This window comes from Microcoleus sp. M2_D5 (genome assembly GCF_036701935.1).
Classification (GTDB): Bacteria; Cyanobacteriota; Cyanobacteriia; order Cyanobacteriales; family Microcoleaceae; genus Microcoleus.
This window is the reverse complement of record NZ_JAUBRP010000033.1, coordinates 1-18450: the sequence shown is the minus strand read 5'-3', so window position 1 is coordinate 18450 and position 18450 is coordinate 1. Positions and strand designations below refer to the sequence as shown.

Sequence of the window (18450 nt, the reverse complement as noted above, 5' to 3'; positions counted from 1 at the left end):
AATGTCGCTTGTAGCTGAGTTTCTATCCCTCCTACTTCTCTTAATCAGGGGAGTACGGGGGAAAAGAGGGTTCTGTTTCGTCTCTCGCTTTGGGGATTGAGGGGGATTTAGACTTGGATACAGAGGAAAGGTGAAGATGGGGAGAATTGGGAAAATCTGCTTTTATTCTTCTTCCTGCTTCTTTCTGACTCCTGACTCCTGACTCCCGGCTTCTTCCTTCTTCCGACTTCGATCGGACTTCTTGCCCGCATCCCCAGCATCAACCGGAGAATTTGGAACGCGATCGCGTTCCAAAAACTGTTTAACTGCTAATTGGCGGTTGGTCATAAACTGACCCCAAGCGCCGGGAAACAGCCCATCCAAGGTTTCCACCAGCGCCCAAACCTCAAGATTCATCACTTTGTAATAAAAACTGTGAGAATGTTGAATGCTAGTGAGTATTTCGTCTATTTCAACAGCAGGTAGCAGCTTGGGATCGGGCAAATTCTTGGGAAAAGCGGTGGACTCATGTAGGGGCATGGTTAAATACTCAACAGCTTGCAGAGGCCGATTGTAGATTGTAGATTGTAAATTTTATACTTTAGATGTACTCGACAGATGAATCTGGGGGCTTGTATCCGTCTTTGGGTCAAGTTAAATTTAACTTTACTTGCCAAACAGGGGAACGAGGTAATGAACACCGTTGGCGAGAAAACCGAGAATTGATATTTATTTATACCTGTCGGGTCAGGTGATTTCTACCTAGCTGCATCATACCATTATACTTAGTCTAAAATTTCAATTTCCTTGAGTGCTGGGATTTCTGCGGAAATTGCCGCTATCAGGAATATGCTGAAAACAGCGTGATTTCCAGCCGAGGACTGGGGTGTCGCGCGATCGTCTAACAGTGAAAGCTCCTAGCAAGATGCCTCGGCGGGTCAACAAAATGGTAGACTATTTGTGTCAGTACAAGACATTAAAACCTACCCCTGGACTGGGGGAAAGTCACGCCTAAAACATTGTCAGGAGACATCGCTACGCACACAACAGTGCAAACGTGGTGAGCCAGGGAACCTGAAAAATCAGGATATTAGGACTGCGAAGTCTTAAGAATCTCCGTCTGTTGAGAAAGCGGGGGTGTCAAATAATCGCCACGTATCAACCCGTCGAGGTTCAATCGCTAAAATAGTTCAGATCAGGACTGGGCCCAAAGGCGTCAGGAACCCTTATGCAAAACTCTGTGGCAAAACACTACTTATGGGCTTTAGGTGAAGGGATCAAAGGGTGTAAGCCAGGCGATCTGATCGCTGGTCGCTACTTGGTCAAGCGCGATCGACTTCTTGTCGATACTCAACCCGAACACTTGCCGGAACTGCCCGAAGAGATTCCGAGTGTTGTCACTCCTTATCTGAGACTGTTTGCCTATCAGTTGCACGTACCTCAAGTATACGGCCTGGTATCGTCCAAGATGAGCAAGCTATCGGGAGATATCTGGCTGCTGGAAAACGCGCCTATTTTGAAGGTGACGGAATCTTTAATGCCGGAATTGGCGGAGTCCTGGAAAGGAGCCGCAGCGATGCGCCAGCTCAATTGGCTGTGGCAAATGGCCCAGTTGTGGCAGCCTTGTATCGCTCAGGGCGTGGCTTCGACGCTGCTGACTCCCGAACTGCTGCGGGTGGAAGGGCAATTGGTGCGGTTTCTGGAATTGCAGCCCGATCGCAAACCGCCTCATTTGTCCCAGTTGGGCAAATTGTGGCAGCAGTGGCTCGAAGATGCTCACCCAACTATTGCCAATTTTTTGAGGCAACTTTGCCAGCAAATGGTTGCCGGTCAAGTGCGGCACGGCGAACAACTGATGGGCCAGTTGGATAAAGCTTTGGCAAAGTGCGGCCGATTTTACGATCGTCACGTTGAAATTGCCACGGGCACGGATGTAGGCAGATCCCGGGCTCACAACGAAGATGCTTGCTATCCCCCCAGCGGTACGCTGTTGGCAGGAAAGCCCGGTGCGGAAGCTTGCGCGATCGTCTGCGACGGTATCGGCGGACAAGACGGCGGCGAAGTCGCTTCGGAAGAAGCAATTGGTGTGCTGCGCGACAAGTTGCAGCAAATGCCCCTACATCAAGCTAATTGGGACCCGTTGAGCCTGACTTCCAAGCTGGAACGGGCGGCTTGTGCTGCTAATGACAAAATAGCCAGTCGCAATGACAGCGAACACCGCCAAGGCCGCCAGCGGATGGGAACTACGCTAGTTATGGGTTTAGCTCACATTCACGAACTCTACGTCGCCCATGTCGGAGACAGTCGGGCTTACTGGATAACCCGCACCGGCTGCTATCAACTTACTCTCGATGATAATGTGGCTTGCCGCGAGGTGCGTTTGGGCTACTCTCTCTACCGGGATGCTTTGGAACAAGTGGCCGCTGGAGCTCTGATTCAAGCTTTGGGGATTACTTCGTCCAACACTCTGCACCCGACTGTGCAGCGTTTTCCGGTGGATGAAGACTGCGTTTTGCTGCTGTGTTCCGACGGTTTGAGTGATAAAGACCGGGTTGAGGAATGTTGGGAAGCGGAGATTTTGCCAATTCTCGACGGTAGCATTAGTTTGGCTAAGGCGCGCGATCGACTGATTGAGATTGCTAATACTAGAAACGGTCACGATAACGTCACTGTTGCTTTAATTCACTGTCAAGCACATTTGAGGGAAGACGGCAATACTTTTACAGAACTGTCTGTCGCACCTTTAGATACGCCGATCGAACTAATTTCCGATAGCGAGGATATGCCAACGGATTTGACCGAGAGCACAAGCCTTGGCGAGGGGAATGCTCAAGTAAAAACGCAGTTGTTACAGCCGGAAAAAAGCAAAAGTCCATTTTCCATGCTGCTAAAAATTTTATTTTTATTAGGCTTGGGGGGTGTATTTGCTTATTTTTTCATCCCTCCGGTGGGTCGCGCGATCGATACTGCCGGGGAGTCGATTTTCGGGAAACGCGGTTTAATTAAAGCTGGAAAGACGCCGGAAAAAACAGTTGAATCTGTAGCTTCTCCGGTTCAATCTTTAGAAACAGGCTCGTTTATAGAGATTAAAAGTTCTGCGGCTGGAGAAGTGGAAAAAGAGAGCGATAGCTTGGATTTGCGAGGCGCAATCGGTGAGTTGACTGTCAAAGGAACAGTCCCTGCCGGCAGCGTTTTGCAGGTGACAAACAAACAGCTTACGCCTCAAGGCAATTGGCTGGAATTGAAAGTTTGTTCGATTCCTGAAATAGTGCGATCGAACTCTCCCAAACCCGAGTCAAATAAAGATTTTTCTACAGTTTCAAAACCGACAGAGAATCCATCTTCCAGTGTGGCAACTCCCTCGCCTTCCCCAGCAGTTAAGCCAACAGTTGAAGTAGAAAGCGCCAACCTGCAACCGGGGGAAATTGGATGGATTCAAGAACAAGCTGCCGTTTCTAAGGTTGTTTCTAACCAAAACCCCAACTTAAATCAACAGGGAAAATGCGCTGAGTCGGACTCAAATCCCAATGCTAATTAATCGGTAATTGGTGGGAGCGAATTTAGTCAAATAAACATAAATCATGTAGGGGCGGGTTTCACCGACAATATGTAATTCCCACAGAAAATCTAGATAAACCCGCCCCCGCACCACCGATAAGACTAAGGTAATTTCTTAGATACCTCTGCCAGTTTAGTCACCATTTGGGAGACGGCTTTGTCCACTGCCGCGCTCAAAAGTGAGTCTTCATTGCTGCTGCCAGAATTGCTGCTGATACCCCTAACGGAAATATTAGAATCGCTTTGATCCGCTTCTCCTACTGCTTTGGCAGTGGCAAGAATATCTCCCGAAGCTGTACCGATTAACCGCACGTCTATTTGAACGGTAGCTTTGGTTTTTTGTGAACCGGCGCCGATTCCCATGAAACTGCCGCCGCCGGATTGTTTGTCGATATTAAACTTGGTAATGGTGCCGATGAGCACGGCGTCAACTCCTAATTGTTTGCCAATTTCGGCTGCTGTGCCGGCATCCATCGCGCCGCTGCGATTTTGCTGTTTGAGCGCTTGTTCGAGTTTGCTGCGATCGACTACTGTATAAGTGCCGTTGTTAACGAGTTCGTTGATTAGCAGTTCGCTGATGCCTTTGGCGGCGCCGACTCCCCTGTAGGAAGTGTAATAGCTGTTGGTGGTGCCGTACTCGAAGTCCATGACGACGAGGCGTTTTTTGGCAGTCGCTTGGGCGAGTTGGGTTGCGGGTTGGGTGGTGGCTGGTGTGGCCGTCGCATTGACTGAAACGCCTGCTAGCATTAGGGTAGCGAGGGAAATGCCGGTTAAGCGAGATATGGTGGTTGTTTTCATAAAGGTTTCCTCACAGTTGTTTTGTGCCGACTCTAGGATACTTTACGGAACAGTCCGATGTCAGGGTTGGGGGTGAGGAGGTTGGAATTGGCGGGTTTTAGTGTTTTTTGACTTTCAACAGGCTTAATTTTGGTTAATTAACCGCAGAGGACGCAGAGGACGCAGAGAAAGAAAGGAAGAGTTTAATCAAAGTTTCAATCCTTTATAGGGATTTAGAGATTTTCCTGCCACAAAATCTCATATCTCTGTACTCTAACGCCGGCAACAACCGCACAGCCATCCAAAATTCCTCTTACGCCCCTGATTCCATAAAACCCATCAACCAATTAGCCATCGTCGCCCTGCGAGTCTGTCTCGGCCCGAATTCCCCAATTTTATAGCCTTTAAAGCCCAATTTTTCCTTCAGCAACTGCTTGTTTTCTGGAGGGGTCGATCGAGTCAATTTCACCGTCGCGGGCCTAGAATCGATAAAATCCGGCGGTTCCGGGTACTCTTGCCGCCACTCTGCTGCAACACCTGCACTGTTCCACTTGCCAGTCTCGGCATCGCAGCGGTAGCCCAGATACTGCCAAACTAATCGGTTGACAGCAGCATCGTCGATTTCTTCGTTGAGGATAGCCCAAATAGTTTCGTTATTCAGCGGTGGTAATTCAGACATGAGCGCGATCGAATCGGAAACAAAAAAAGTTTAACTCACATTAGGTAACATTATCGGGAACGGGCAAGATGCCCGTTCCACAAAAACACATAAATTTATACCAAATCTGGGTTACATATCCCCCTGGTTTATTAGTCTGCGGAGGGGGATTTTTTATGTGTAGTAGCGGTTTCAACCGCCAAGCGATCCAGGGGATAACTGTATTATTTGCCCAAAATTCCGTCTTTCTCGGCCATCGAAAGCATTAAGTCAATCACGCGGCTAGAATAACCCCACTCGTTGTCGTACCAAGAAACAACTTTGAAAAACTTAGAATTCAGTTCAATTCCCGCACCTGCATCGAAAATGCTCGATCGCGCGTCGCCCTGAAAATCCGTCGAAACCACCGCATCCTCAGTATATCCCAGAATGCCTTTGAGTTCGCCAAGAGAAGCTTTTTTCATTGCCTCGCAAATTTCTTTATAGCTAGTTTCCTTCGCCGTTTTGAAAGTAAGGTCAACTACAGACACGTCGGGAGTTGGCACCCGCAAAGCCATTCCAGTCAATTTTCCTTTCAATTCTGGCAACACCAAAGTAACAGCTTTTGCTGCACCTGTCGAAGATGGAATAATATTTTGAGCCGCACCGCGTCCTCCCCGCCAATCTTTTTGGCTGGGCCCGTCTACAGTTGGTTGAGTAGCTGTCATCGCGTGAACTGTCGTCATTAAACCTTCTTCCAAACCGAAGTTATCGTTGATAACTTTGGCAATTGGTGCTAAACAATTCGTCGTACAGCTAGCATTAGAAACAACCGTATCTTTTGCCTGGTCAAATTTGTGGTGGTTGACGCCTACTAGAAAAGTTGGAACTTTTTCCGGGTCTTTTGTCGGTGCTGAAAGTATTACTCGTTTTGCTCCTGCCGTCAAGTGTTTTGATGCGCCTTCAAAATCTGTAAACAATCCCGTAGATTCTACAACATAATCTGCGCCAGATTTACCCCAGGGCAATTCGGCAGGATTTCTAATCGCTGTACAGGGGATAAAATTTCCGTCAACGACAATCCCGTCTGGTTTGCTTTCCACTTCGCCGTCGTAAATGCCGTGGGTGGAGTCGTATTTGAAAAGATAAGCCAGGTTTTCTGGCGAAACTAAGTCGTTAATGCCGACAAATTCGATGTTGGGGTTTTTGATGCCGGCACGCATGACTAGCCGTCCGATGCGACCAAATCCGTTGATGCCGACTTTTAATGCAGCCATGTTTAAACTCCTATTGAAAATATCGTTAGTCGATCGGGCGTTAGCGTTAGCTTTCGCGATCCGAAGGAAAGCCCGCCTTTACGGGGGCTACGCCAACGAAGAGGATCGCCTGTTGTGGCTTAGAATTTACCACGCTAACGGATTTTGGCAAGTGATTCTTTTCTATCTCTTAAGAATTCTGAATTCTGCCCCGGCTCGGAAGGGCAATTAATCCTGAAATGACCGCCGACTAAGGGCTAATGGCTGATTTTTGTCAACTTGTAATAGTGTTCTAATAGACAGAAATTATTTTCAAAATTGCCTTTTTTAAATCAGGCTAAAGTAATAATAAAAAACTTACCCAAAAGGCGAAACGGATTGCCATTCTCACCAGTGGGGATTATGGGAACCCAAGCCTAAGATGAAAGTTGCCTATTCGCTCAAGGACACGGCATTGCCGTGTCCTTAAACATATGGCGTAGAATCTATGTGTAGCTCAAATTATACCAATTGGTATAATCACTAATAACTAATGACTACCCGACGCATCTAGTAATTAGCAATTCCACCGCATCTGAAATAAAACACGACCCACCAAATTTATTTAGCACGGGTCTAATGTTTTCTGCAACTGCTGAAACTTGAGCTGGGGAACAAAAAGCAAGCACATAAATGTTATCCAACGCCGTCATTGATGAATCACGGGAAACGTGATCCCTAGTGCTTTTTCCAGCGACATCACGAATCACCGAATAACCGGGTACGCCAGCTTTGTCTAAACCGTCTAAAATCTTGCCTAGTTCTACTGAGTGGGCTATGATTTCTACTCTTTTGACTGACTCCATCATCTCACCTCCAAAACATATTGATTCCGTATAGATACAGGGGAATGCCTACAATGATATTAAATGGAAATGTCACTGCTAAGGCCGTTGAAATGTAAAGACTTGGATTCGCTTCGGGAACAGTTAGGCGCATGGCTGCTGGTACTGCTATATAAGAAGCACTCGCGCACAATACGGCAAACAGCAAAGTGTCTCCCTGCGGCATTCCGATTAATTTGGCTATTACCAAAGCAATTACTGCGTTGACTATGGGAATTAGGATTGCAAAGCCGATCAGAAAAACTCCTGCTTCTTGCAAATCTTTAATTCTGCTAGCCGCAACCAGCCCCATGTCTAGCAAGAAAAAAGTCAGAACTCCGTAAAACAAGTCTTGAGTAAACGGACTCATAACTTCCCAACCATGTTCTCCTGTCAGTACGCCCATAATTAGGCTGCCAATCAGCAGAAAAACAGAACTGTTTAGGAATGCTTCTTGCAACACTTCTGACCAAACTATTTCGCGTTTTCCTTCTTCCCCGCCAAATACACTGACTAGAATCAGACCGACTATAATTGCTGGGGATTCCATTAATGCTAGCGCGGCTACCATGTAACCGTCAAAGTCGATGCCCTGTGCTGTGAGGAAGGAGGTTGCGGTGATAAATGTGACGGCGCTGATGGAACCGTAGGTGGCTGCGATCGCGGCGGCATTGTAGGAGTCGAGTTTTATCCTCAGTATGAAAAAAGTATAAATTGGTACTAGCATTGACATCAGCATCGCTGCCACAATTGTCAGGGCAACTTGCTGGTCAATTCCGCTTTTGGACAGTTCGACGCCGCCTTTAAATCCGATCGCAAACAGCAGGTACAGCGAAAACAGTTTGGGGATGGGGGCTGGAATTTCTAAATCAGATTTGAGAAAAATTGCCAGCATTCCCATGAAAAAAGCTAATATTGGGGGATTTAAGATATTTGACGATACTAAACTCAAATCCACGATCGGTCACTCCCATTTCTTGCGTTTTTAATATGACTTCCCCAGTAATTGTTGCACGAGAATGGATAAATAGACCGATCGAACTTTTGAAACCAAAGCTTGATTAGACTAAATACCCCCAAATACGGCAAAGGTGCACAGTACGCACCGTACAATGAGTAAGGCGTGCACTTTGCACCAGCTAGCTAAGTATTTGTGTTTAACTAAGCAACACCCAAATAAGACTCTAGGGCTTCGGAACCACCGATCAACTTGCCGTCGATAAATACTTGCGGCACAGTTGTAGCCCCAGTCATAGCCCGGAGCGATTTGGTTGTGATATCCCGGCCCAAGACGATTTCTTCATAATCCAAGCCCTTTTGACTCAGCATTCCCTTAGCCTTAGCGCAGAAGGGACAGCCCATTTTTGTAAACAGCGAAACTACCTTCGGCTTTGTTGCTGCGGAGTTGATGTAGTTGAGCATCGTCTCGGCATCGGACACTTTGAAAGGGTCGCCCGGTTCCTCTGGCTCAATAAACATTTTTTCCACCACGCCATCTTTTACCAGCATCGAATAACGCCAAGACCGCTTCCCAAAACCTAAATCTGTTTTGTCTACCAGCATTCCCATGCCTTGAGTAAACTCGCCGTTACCGTCGGGAATTAACGTCACATTGTCTGCTTCTTGGTCTTTTGCCCACTCGTTCATCACAAAGGTGTCATTGACGGAAATGCAAACGATTTCATCTACGCCGTTTTCTTTAAAAACTTTCGCCAATTCGTTGTAACCGGGGAGGTGCGTTGACGAACAAGTGGGAGTAAATGCTCCCGGCAGCGAGAACACTACTACGGTTTTACCTCCAAATATATCATCGGTGGTGACATCCACCCACTCGTTGTCTTTGCGAGTGCGAAAGGTGACTTTGGGTACTCTTTGACCTTCTTGGTTCGTCAGCATGATTTTAAATTTTTGGGTACTTGGGTTCAATTCCTTTGCTTATAGCGTACTCATAACGAGTATGACTTGTCAAGGGGAGGCGAGTTTTTTTTCTCGGACTTGGGCGCGCGCGCGACTTCAGTTCATTGCCTTTGCGACAGCTAGCAGATTTAAAACTTGCTGTTTAACTAAGTCGGCAATTCTGTCTCCATTCCTTTGCTGCTGCTAACGGGTGAGGATTTTTGGCTCTTCATTAGCTAGTATGCTAAACTAACAATCAAACTGCCAAGTAAGCAAACATCTAACTCGGAAGTTTTCAAAGTTTCTAAATCCGTAAGCCGAACGTTTAATCAACTTGAGTTTATTGTTGATGCCTTCGACAACACCACTGGTAGTCTTATAATCGAAGTAAGCAATAATCTCATCTAGCCAACGAATAATAGTGTTCTGACTATCGGTAAAATATTTTTTAGCTCTTGACAACAATCTTCCCACTTGCCACAAACCGACTAACCAATTATTAGCCAGATCGTAAACTTTTGTAATTTTTTCTTTTAATTAAAGCATAGTTTTGAGAGTAGAAGATACATCTTTAACTTGCATTAGTTTAGCTTTTTGCTCTTCATTTATATCTGATTGGTTCTTCAATAACACATATTTACTTTTCTTCAATGCTTCTAAAACTTTCTCCGGGGCTGCTTTTTGTTCTGACGATTCTGCTTTTTTAATTAAATCTTCTACCTGTCTCTTCTCTCGCTTCCTTTGGGCATCTAATTCCTTATTTATTTGTGCCATTACATGAAATCTGTCGGCGACCACCTGAGCATTTGGCATCAACTCTCTCACTACATTTCTGTAACCTTTCCACAAATCTATACTTACTTCTTCTATTTGCTCTAATACTTCTTTACCCCATCCGAGCATTACTTCCTTAATTTCTTCTTGTTTCCTTCCTGCCAATATCGCGATTAGCTTATACTTCTCTAAATCTATTAATACTGCACAGGAATTTTCTTTTCCTTTAATTAGAGCTATTTCATCTATCCCTAATCTCTTCAACTCGCTAGGCTGGGCTTTTAAGTATTCTTTCGATGCGTCTTTTAACATCCTTTCTATTTCTTCTGTTGTCACGACCCCTTTTTTCGCTACGAATAAGGATATCATTCTCTAACACTTCTTGGATTATTGCTCTTGCTAGCCGTTTCGTATAGGTTCTTCTTTTTTTGACCAACTCCAACTCTTCACTAAATGGCTTGAGACATTTTTCACACTTAAACTGTCGTCGGTTGATTTCTAAAAATACGAACTTCTCTCCCCAAGGTAAATCTTTGACTAGGTATCTATGATTTTGATGTAATCTATGACTTTTTTTTCCACAACGTGGACAGTTACTTTCCTTACCGATTCCTTCCACCTGTAAAATTATTCCAATCCCTTCATACTGGCGATGTGAGATTACTTTTATTCCCTCTATATTCAACAGCTATGTTAAAAACTTTATCTCCTTTTTCGTTCTCATGGCTGTTCAATCCACCTCACCCCTCTAGCTTTTGCTTATATTTAATAATAAATGAGCTTCCTCTGTCAACCCCGGTAATGACTCTCCCAGCTATTTTCCTAGCTTCATTTGTGTTTCTTTCCTGGCGCCAGCTATTCATTTAGCATATTAACTACTGAAGAGCCAAAAAAAGAGCGATCGCACCTCAATAATACAAGGGCGATCGCTCTTTCAGCAGCTAAATCAATTTTCACTCGCCTTGGAGTAGGTGATAAGCACCTAAACCAATTGCTATACCTAATACTGCGGGAGCCGCAACAGCAGCAGCAATGGCAACGCTACCACCAACCGTAGCAGCAGCAATACCTCCGCCAACACCTCCAATTGTTGATGCAACTTGTCCTGCTATTCTTCCATTTTTTCGTGCTTCACGTTCGCGTTCAGTCAAAGCTTCATCATCTTCAAGTATCTTGCCAACTATGAAATCAGCAGCTAATCCACTGGCTATGCCACCCACACCTACAATACCAGCAGCCACTTTACCCGCTACAGCAGGCGCTTGTTTAAGCCCTACATTGACGAGAACTTTAGATATAGGGTCAGCAGATTTAATAGCAGCTTCAGTGGCGATTTTAGTTGCAAACTTGGTTCCTGCGCCAATAGCGCTTCCTTGAACTAAACCAGCAACTCCAGCTTGAGCTTGTGCTACTTGTTCACTCTTATATTTTCCTGTTTTGCACCAATAAGCAAAATGCTCACAATTATTGCTGAAAATGTCATATCCTTTTTCGCCTAACCTGCCCTCTGCTCGTCTGACTACTGAATCATCTGAATAACATTTTCCATACTCCTTTACATTAATTTTGTTTACTGATGCAAAATCTTTTTTAGAAATACGACAAATTTTTTCACCCCCACGCCTTCCGAAATGAATAACACTATCATCGCCACAGTCGATACCGTGATGAGTGTATCCAACGTGTTGAATGTAGATATGATCGCCTTTTGCCATAGCTTGTAACTACGTGAGGTTCAATAAGTATTGAATATCACAGATAACCAGGCTCAGTCAATACGGGAAAACACTTAGACGCTCTGCAAGAAGTTAAAAATAGTGGCAACAATGATTCAAGATTTATTTAATGGCATTCTAGCGAAATTTTTGAGAGAATCTGCAATTATCTCGATCGCAATTTTTGCAAGTGATGCAATCCTTGGGACGGCGTTCATTAGTTGAAAAAATCCCGGAGGGCGATCGCACATTTTTCACCCTTTGCCCGGTACTAAAAGAGTATGTCAAAACTAACTATTCCCGCCCAAACATAGAAAAAGAAGCCCGATCGCCCTTATAATATCCTTAGTATTGGGAAGCCAAAAACCATGTCACTCACACAAACCCAAGTAACCTATACTGAAGCTGTGGCAAATCTTGATGAACTGTGCGAACAAGTCATCAGCGATCGCGATACCATCATCATCACCCGCAAAGACGGCGAAAACGTAGCCTTAATTGCCGCTGACGAGTTGGCAAGCTTATTGGAGACATTGCACCTGCTGCGATCGCCCAAAAATGCCGATCGCTTGTTAAGTGCTCTGAAACAGGCAAAAGCCAGAACAGTCAAACCTCAGACTGTCAGCGAATTGCGCCAGGAGTCGGGACTTGACGAAGAACCGTAAACAACCGCCACCAGAAACCGCAGAACTGGAGAAAACCCCTGTTCGCGATGCAGTTTTTAATCCTAAATTCCTAGAAGACCTTACCTATTGGGTGGACGTTGACCGCAAAGTTGCCCTCCGACTTTTAAAATTGGTAGAGGCGATCGTGCGCGATCCGTTCACAGGTATCGGCAAACCAGAACCCCTAAAATATTTGGATGCGGGTACGTGGTCGCGAAGGCTTACTCAAGAACATAGAATAGTTTACTTAGTGAGCGAGAATAGAATTGATTTTCTCCAAGCTCGCTATCATTACGAAGATTAGCCCGAAATAATGAATTGGCTTTTCAGTCCTCTTTTAGAGGACTTTAGCTATGAGACGGGGTTTTCAACCCCCGGCGGACTTGCGGGTTAGCGCGGGGACTTTGGAGGCCCAAAAGTGCGATTCCTACGGGATAGCTACGCACGCGCGTACTTTTTCCACATCATTCTCTAATATGGAATCCAATCTAACTTATCGAGCCATTCTTCAGCTTCAGTAGTATCCCAAATAAAATGAATTGTTTCTGCCCATCTGCCGATACTTCCACTTGGACGCACCCAAACTAATCCCCAACTTTGTCCCCCAGCCGCCCAATGTTCCTCCAAATGTCCGGGAATACTTTTGCGATTATCCGTCACCAATAGTCGTTTCGATGATTCCAAATAAATGAGAATCTCTGGATCTAAGGTTCCCAATGGCGGTGCATTTTCGTCGCCCACCCGTAAAATATCTCCGGTTGAAGTTTTCAAACAGCACTTTTGAGCTTAGGTGGCAAATTTTCATCGAGCAAAAAACGAATTTTCACTTTAGGTTAAGCAACTCCTGTTCTCGCTGTGCTTTGATTGCTCTCAAACGCAATGCTAGAGGAGATGGATTAGCCAACCATTCCTGATAGCGTTCTTCCCGCCACTTCGCCAGCCGCAACATATAAGCATCCATCTGCTTGCGATTGTGCAGATAATAGGTTAGCGTCGCGTAAATTTTCTCTAAATTTAGACTTGGTAATTCTTCCAGAATTTGGTCTGGCGAATATCCATCCAAGTAATAATCAATCACGTCGTCAATGCCGATGCGATGTCCTTTGATGCGGATGTCATCGGGGTCTAGAAATTCAAAATAGTCTTCTAGTTGCATCGGTTAATCTCCGAATACTTAGCTAATCGCATTTTATCATAAATAAAAAAGGGCGATCGACCTTATATAATAGAAACTTGTTACGATCGCCCTTTATCCCCCTATCATGCTTCAAATCCGCCGCCGTCCCCCCAGCACATCAGTCTCCGTACTCTATCTCAGCTACCAAATCGCCGTACCCGACGCCGAACCCCAGCACATCCTCGAAGAAATCGTCTGGGAAAAAGAAGCTGAAGTAGCCCAAAAGCGCGATCGCACTCCCTTATCCGAACTTCAGAAAAAACTCCCCTTTGCACCGCCAACTCGCGACTTTCTTGCCGCCATTAAAAACGGCAAAACCACACCCGCTATCATCGCCGAAGTTAAAAAAGCTTCCCCCAGTAAAGGCGTAATTCGCGAAGATTTCGACCCAGTGGCGATCGCCCTAGCTTACCAAGAAAACGGCGCTAGCTGCATCTCTGTACTCACTGATGAAAAGTTCTTTCAAGGCAGTTTCGACAACCTCGCTAAAATCCGTGCCGCCGTCGATTTACCCTTACTTTGCAAAGAGTTTATAATCTATCCCTACCAAATCTATCTCGCCCGGATTCACGGCGCCGATGCTGTACTTTTAATCGCAGCCATTCTATCTGACAAAGACTTACAATACTTTGTGAAAATTGTCAAGACTTTAGGCATGACAGCTTTAATCGAAGTTCACACTCAAGAAGAACTCGATCGAGTATTAACCCTAGAAGGCGTAAACCTGATCGGTATCAACAACCGCAACCTAGCAGACTTTTCCGTCAGCCTAGAAACCACAAGCCAACTATTAGCCTCCCGCCAAACCGAAATCCAAGCAAAAGGCATCCTCACCGTCAGCGAGTCAGGAATCCACACTCCCGACGACCTCGCTCAAGTTGCCAGCGCCGGCGCAGAAGCCGTTCTCATTGGCGAATCTCTGGTCAAGCAGCCCGATCCGGGTGCAGCTTTAGCCTCCCTTGCCGATCGCCCTCCCAGCCACTCAAAGGCGAGACCGCTTGACAAACCACCCTTAATTCTGATAAAAAATGATTGAGTAGGTAAATAATGAGAATTTCTAGCCTGCATCGACTCAAGCGCTACTGTAAAAAAAATAGCACTAAAAGCTACATTGCATAGAAATACTTTGCCAGAAAGCAATTAAATCTATTCTGTAAGCCTGTCGATCGCAAGATTTAGCGTGTCCAACGCAACCAGCCCCGAATATGCGATCGGCAAAGCAGGGGTTATTGGACGGTTAGAAAACAAATAAAAAATCGGGCATCTAATGTTCACCTGTCAGGAACCTCAGCTATAAGGCATGAGGCTTGCAAGAGAAATCAAACAAGCCGTTCTGACGGGCTATCGTCTTAACTGACTACGTTTTTTGAGTCACGATACCGGAGAGTGCGAAGCTAGTTTTTGGCTCTATCGTTGAAAGTTAAGTTGAAAGTTAAGTTGAAAGTTAAGTTGAAAGTTAAACAGTTCTCAGGTAACAGGAACAGTGCTTTGGGCCTAAAAAGCTCTCAAAACATTGACCGACAAGCTAACTTTATCGCGCAAGGGAGTTTTGGAGACAACCATATCTCCACGGAGGGCCAACTATACCCCTCCTTCCCGAAAGGGAATATACAGCCGTCCTATAAGGACGGGGTTTCTACTCATTTTTCTGATGATACCCCATGCAATTGCAATGGGGTGTCGGTTCACTGAGGTATGTTAGCTTTCATGGAGCCAATCCCCCTTCCTTCGTACATTCATTATGAATTGCTACTTCAATTGTTAGAACGCAAAACGATGTTTGCTGTCAGTCCCCAGTCGCCGCAGCAGCAACAAGTGCACCAACTTATTATTACACTGCGTAAAGCCCTGGCCATTCAAAAGCAATTAGAACAAAGCTGCGAGCGATCGAACTTAGCGGTTGAACATCGCTGGTCTCTAAATGAAATTAACCACAAGGGAGTTAAAAATTAAAAAACTTAGAGTATCGACGCGACGTGAGGTATCGTATTTGATTTATTCTATATAACTCCCACAGAAAAACTTAGGACAATATCATGGACAACAAATTAATGCTGATGATTCCCGGCCCGACGCCGGTGCCTGAAGCGGCATTGTTAGCGATGGCAAAACACCCGATGGGCCACCGCAGCAAGGAATTTGACGCGATTTTTGCAGAATGTACCGAAAATTTGAAATGGCTGCACCAAACTCAAAGTGACGTGCTGAGTTTAACGGTTTCTGGTACCGGCGCGATGGAAGCTGGGATAATTAATTTCTTGAGTGCGGGCGATCGAGTTTTAGTCGGATGCAACGGCAAATTTGGCGAACGTTGGGCTGAAGTCGCCGAAGCTTACGGTTTAAACGCCGAAATTATTAAAGCCGAGTGGGGCCAACCTTTAGACCCCGAAAACTTCCGCGAAAAACTAGAAGCAGATACAGAGAAGCAAATCAAAGCTGTCATCATCACCCACTCGGAAACCTCCACCGGCGTCCTCAACGACCTCGAAACCATCAACCGCCACGTTAAAGCCCACGGTGAAGCTTTAATTATGGTAGATGCTGTCACTAGCTTAGGCGCGGTCAATATTCCGATGGACGCTTGGGGAATTGATGTCATTGCTTCGGGTTCTCAGAAAGCTTACATGATTCCTCCAGGTTTGGGTTTTGTGGCCGTCAGTCCCAAAGCTTGGGAAGCTTACAAAACTGCGAAACTGCCCCGCTATTATTTGGATTTGGGCAAATATAGCAAAGACGCTGCCAAAAATACCACTCCTTTTACTCCTCCTGTCAATATGTTTTTTGCCCTGCAAGCATCGCTGCAGATGATGAAAACAGAAGGGTTGGAAAATGTTTTCGCGCGACACAAACGGTTGATGACAACTACTCGCGCTGCTGTAAAAGCTTTAGGTTTGCCGTTGTTTGCTGCTGACGATGCCGCCAGCCCTGCGATTACTTCGGTGATGCCGCCAGAATCCGTAGATGCTCAAAAAGTGCGGACTTTGATGAGAAAGAGATTTGACATTGCTCTGGCCGACGGACAAGACCATTTGAAAGGTAAAATCTTCCGAATCGGTCATTTGGGCTTTGTGGCAGATCGCGATATTCTAGCAGCAATTTCCTCTTTAGAAGTTGTGCTGAGCGAATTGGGTCATGAAGGCTACACTCCTGGTGCCGGTGTTGCCGCGGCTGCCAAATTCTTGGCTGAATCCTAATCTCAGTTGTTAAAGGATTTTAGATTTTGGATTATCTCTAAAATCTAAAATCCTTTTAATATGCTTCGGATAACCAATCAAAGATTTTATCCAACTGTTCGAGAGTGACTAAACCGTATTGCCACAGAACCATCGGCAAGGAATTCGGGTCTTTATCGCGCTGCCGCTGTTTGTTATCCCCGACACGTTCGGCGACAGCAATGGACGCGGGCGAAATTGCCAAATCTTCTTGTAAAAAGCGAATCAATCGAGTGTATTTAGCGGGTGCCATGTGATTTCACCTCTAAGTATAGGACACCATTTTCTGATGTGAACCTGATGTTTGTGATGAGTAATAAGCCAGTTTTAAATTTGTCTTGTTACCGTGGATAGCTTTTAAAACGCTATTAGCGGTTGAACTGCCAAACGTAATGCTGAGTGATACTGTAAAGCTAACCTTTCCCAAAAAGTGAAAGGTTTGGCAATTTTGCTGATGTCTGCCCGATCGACTGGTAATCGCGATCGAACCTAAACTGAATACCTCGGCATCTTTGCAGCGCGAATCAGAATAAATTCTGCTACCTAAAGACTACTAAACCAAGTTCAGAGTTTAACTTCATCTGCCAAAATGCAGAATCCGCAAATCTACTTCGACAAAATTAGTTAGATATTTCGATAAAACCCGAAACTGCTACCAGAAGTTAAGTTTGCCAATTCCCGCCAATTAACTTGGCTCGTAGCATATTACTTTAGATAGGTTTAGTAGATTTAGCTCGATCGCCAGAACTTCCAGAGAATGTCTTTTCGTTTTGCTACACCTTGAGGCTGAGTATCGTCTCTCAGGATTGGTAACGAGTCGCTGACTCGTCTCATACCTGCGACCAACCATCTACAGCTTCCGGAAACAAGCTCAAGTCCTGACTGACTGAGATCGACATCGTAGCAAATCTTCCGGTGTTTGTACTGAATCTTACATTAATATTCTAATAGATTTTATCAATTTTTGTAAAGTTTCTAAATTTTCTGCGGTATTCCCAAGGCAGGGGGATCTCTGGGCGATGGAAACCGGGGGATTGTTTATCGATCGAGGTTTTCGTTAAAAAACTCGATTTCAATACGATCGCCCTCTTTAACACCGAGTTCAGCAGCTCGCCCGCCCCGGAGCTCAATAACTCGATCGACAGCAGTATCGGGCCCGTAGGTAGGACAAGGATCTGCAGTACAAGGAGGTGCAGAAACTTCGATCGCCTCAACCACCCCATCCCGCAGAAAAATCATATCCAGAGAAATCTTGCAATTTTTCATCCAAAAATTGACCCGCCGCGCCGGTTTAAACTCAAACAGCATTCCTCTGTCATCCGGCAAAGAAGTTCTGTACATTAAACCCATAGCCTGCTGTTCAGGTGTTTTCGCCACTTCGAGTTCGATTGGGCGATCGCCTATCCGAGCTCTAGCAGAAACAGGCAGCACTTGACCCGATGTTGTCGCCGTCGGAGACTCAGCCGCCAAAATACCAGTAGCACCAGCATTCGCGACAGGTAAATTCGGCGAACATCCCAGCAAAAATAGAATTACCGCAATACTCAGCAAATTAGCTAAATAACTCATAATGATTTTAGATTTTAGATTGGCGATCGGTAATTGGGAATTGGGCATTGGGAATTGGCAAAATCTTCCGACTTCCCTCGGACTGAAATCCGTTACATCCGTTACATCCGTTACAAAATCCACTGCCGAACTTCCGACTTCCCTCGGACTGAAATCCGTTACATCTCACATCTTGCACCATTCTCGCTTAACAGGCTGGACGGCCTGTTCCACAAAGAATGAGTTTTCTTGTGGAACAGGCATCCTGCCTGTTCCTAAACAAGTAATTGAGAATGGTGCAAGATGTCAGTTACATCTGACATCTTGCAGCAATGTCAATTGGGGCTTTTGGGTGGGGTGGGGGCGGGTTTTTTAACCTGTCTGCTACTTTCC

General features: G+C 45.5%; 20 protein-coding genes and 1 pseudogene. 8 read left to right on the top strand and 13 right to left on the bottom strand.

Translation table 11 applies throughout. The features are described 5' to 3' along the window. Positions 1–162: 162 nt before the first annotated feature. A complete protein-coding gene (locus tag QUA50_RS15585) occupies positions 163–519 on the bottom strand; it encodes a hypothetical protein (RefSeq protein ID WP_333263368.1) in 357 nt (118 codons plus the stop codon). A gap of 688 nt (positions 520–1207) precedes the next feature. Between QUA50_RS15585 and QUA50_RS15580 the strand changes: the two genes are divergently transcribed. Continuing rightward, on the top strand, positions 1208–3517 hold the full coding sequence (locus QUA50_RS15580) for a protein phosphatase 2C domain-containing protein (RefSeq protein ID WP_333298751.1): 2310 nt from the start codon (positions 1208–1210) through the stop codon (positions 3515–3517). 122 nt (positions 3518–3639) lie between these two features. Here QUA50_RS15580 and QUA50_RS15575 read toward each other — a convergent pair whose 3' ends face one another. The 8 genes and pseudogenes from QUA50_RS15575 to QUA50_RS15540 all read right to left on the bottom strand — a co-directional run bounded on the left by QUA50_RS15575 (position 3640) and on the right by QUA50_RS15540 (position 11455). Next, entirely contained in the window at positions 3640–4335 is a 696-nt protein-coding gene (locus QUA50_RS15575) for an LPS assembly lipoprotein LptE (protein WP_333263362.1), read from the bottom strand. Positions 4336–4627: 292 nt separating this feature from the next. Next, entirely contained in the window at positions 4628–4993 is a 366-nt protein-coding gene (locus QUA50_RS15570) for a DUF1823 family protein (protein WP_333263360.1), read from the bottom strand. A gap of 203 nt (positions 4994–5196) precedes the next feature. Then, positions 5197–6228 (bottom strand): type I glyceraldehyde-3-phosphate dehydrogenase, encoded by a 1032-nt coding sequence (gene gap, locus QUA50_RS15565; protein ID WP_333263355.1) that lies wholly within the window; start codon positions 6226–6228, stop codon positions 5197–5199. 515 nt (positions 6229–6743) lie between these two features. Beyond that, on the bottom strand, positions 6744–7052 hold the full coding sequence (locus tag QUA50_RS15560; protein ID WP_015174010.1) for a P-II family nitrogen regulator: 309 nt from the start codon (positions 7050–7052) through the stop codon (positions 6744–6746). Positions 7053–7056: 4 nt separating this feature from the next. Next, complete coding sequence (locus QUA50_RS15555; RefSeq protein WP_333263352.1) at positions 7057–8028, bottom strand: sodium-dependent bicarbonate transport family permease; 972 nt, start codon at positions 8026–8028, stop codon at positions 7057–7059. Positions 8029–8231: 203 nt separating this feature from the next. Then, positions 8232–8966 (bottom strand): glutathione peroxidase, encoded by a 735-nt coding sequence (locus QUA50_RS15550; RefSeq protein WP_333263349.1) that lies wholly within the window; start codon positions 8964–8966, stop codon positions 8232–8234. A gap of 249 nt (positions 8967–9215) precedes the next feature. Then, positions 9216–10428: pseudogene (locus QUA50_RS15545) on the bottom strand (ISL3 family transposase). Positions 10429–10693: 265 nt separating this feature from the next. After that, positions 10694–11455, bottom strand: coding sequence for a lecithin retinol acyltransferase family protein (locus QUA50_RS15540; protein WP_333263346.1), 762 nt, complete (start codon positions 11453–11455; stop codon positions 10694–10696). A 190-nt stretch (positions 11456–11645) separates the two neighbouring features. Here QUA50_RS15540 and QUA50_RS15535 point away from each other — a divergent pair, with 190 nt between their 5' ends. From QUA50_RS15535 to QUA50_RS15525, 3 genes are read left to right on the top strand one after another with little or no spacing between them, the layout of a single operon-like run. Beyond that, a complete protein-coding gene (locus QUA50_RS15535) occupies positions 11646–11795 on the top strand; it encodes a hypothetical protein (RefSeq protein ID WP_333263344.1) in 150 nt (49 codons plus the stop codon). A 28-nt stretch (positions 11796–11823) separates the two neighbouring features. After that, on the top strand, positions 11824–12120 hold the full coding sequence (locus QUA50_RS15530) for a type II toxin-antitoxin system Phd/YefM family antitoxin (RefSeq protein ID WP_333263341.1): 297 nt from the start codon (positions 11824–11826) through the stop codon (positions 12118–12120). Beyond that, entirely contained in the window at positions 12104–12424 is a 321-nt protein-coding gene (locus QUA50_RS15525; protein ID WP_333263338.1) for a Txe/YoeB family addiction module toxin, read from the top strand. Before QUA50_RS15530 ends, QUA50_RS15525 begins: the two co-directional genes overlap by 17 nt. A 167-nt stretch (positions 12425–12591) precedes the next feature. On the opposite strand, the gene QUA50_RS15520 is transcribed toward QUA50_RS15525, so the two are convergent. Beyond that, positions 12592–12891: a hypothetical protein gene (locus QUA50_RS15520; protein WP_333263335.1), complete on the bottom strand. Its 300-nt coding sequence runs from the start codon at positions 12889–12891 to the stop codon at positions 12592–12594. A gap of 52 nt (positions 12892–12943) precedes the next feature. Continuing rightward, positions 12944–13276 carry a DUF433 domain-containing protein gene (locus QUA50_RS15515; RefSeq protein WP_333263332.1) on the bottom strand — a complete coding sequence of 111 codons (333 nt, stop codon included), beginning with the start codon at positions 13274–13276 and terminating at the stop codon, positions 12944–12946. 106 nt (positions 13277–13382) lie between these two features. Here QUA50_RS15515 and trpC point away from each other — a divergent pair, with 106 nt between their 5' ends. The 3 genes from trpC to QUA50_RS15500 all read left to right on the top strand — a co-directional run bounded on the left by trpC (position 13383) and on the right by QUA50_RS15500 (position 16491). After that, positions 13383–14333: an indole-3-glycerol phosphate synthase TrpC gene (trpC, locus tag QUA50_RS15510; RefSeq protein ID WP_333263329.1), complete on the top strand. Its 951-nt coding sequence runs from the start codon at positions 13383–13385 to the stop codon at positions 14331–14333. 671 nt (positions 14334–15004) lie between these two features. After that, positions 15005–15250 carry a DUF5340 domain-containing protein gene (locus tag QUA50_RS15505; RefSeq protein WP_333263326.1) on the top strand — a complete coding sequence of 82 codons (246 nt, stop codon included), beginning with the start codon at positions 15005–15007 and terminating at the stop codon, positions 15248–15250. A gap of 83 nt (positions 15251–15333) precedes the next feature. Next, entirely contained in the window at positions 15334–16491 is a 1158-nt protein-coding gene (locus QUA50_RS15500; RefSeq protein ID WP_333263322.1) for an alanine--glyoxylate aminotransferase family protein, read from the top strand. Between the two features lie 55 nt (positions 16492–16546). On the opposite strand, the gene QUA50_RS15495 is transcribed toward QUA50_RS15500, so the two are convergent. Together QUA50_RS15495 and QUA50_RS15490 are read right to left on the bottom strand one after the other, a co-directional pair. Further along, entirely contained in the window at positions 16547–16762 is a 216-nt protein-coding gene (locus QUA50_RS15495) for a DUF2949 domain-containing protein (RefSeq protein WP_333078854.1), read from the bottom strand. Positions 16763–17547: 785 nt separating this feature from the next. Beyond that, positions 17548–18078 (bottom strand): DUF192 domain-containing protein, encoded by a 531-nt coding sequence (locus tag QUA50_RS15490; protein WP_333263319.1) that lies wholly within the window; start codon positions 18076–18078, stop codon positions 17548–17550. Between the two features lies 1 nt (position 18079). Between QUA50_RS15490 and QUA50_RS15485 the strand changes: the two genes are divergently transcribed. Then, complete coding sequence (locus QUA50_RS15485; protein WP_333263316.1) at positions 18080–18433, top strand: hypothetical protein; 354 nt, start codon at positions 18080–18082, stop codon at positions 18431–18433. The last annotated feature ends 17 nt before the right edge of the window (positions 18434–18450 follow it).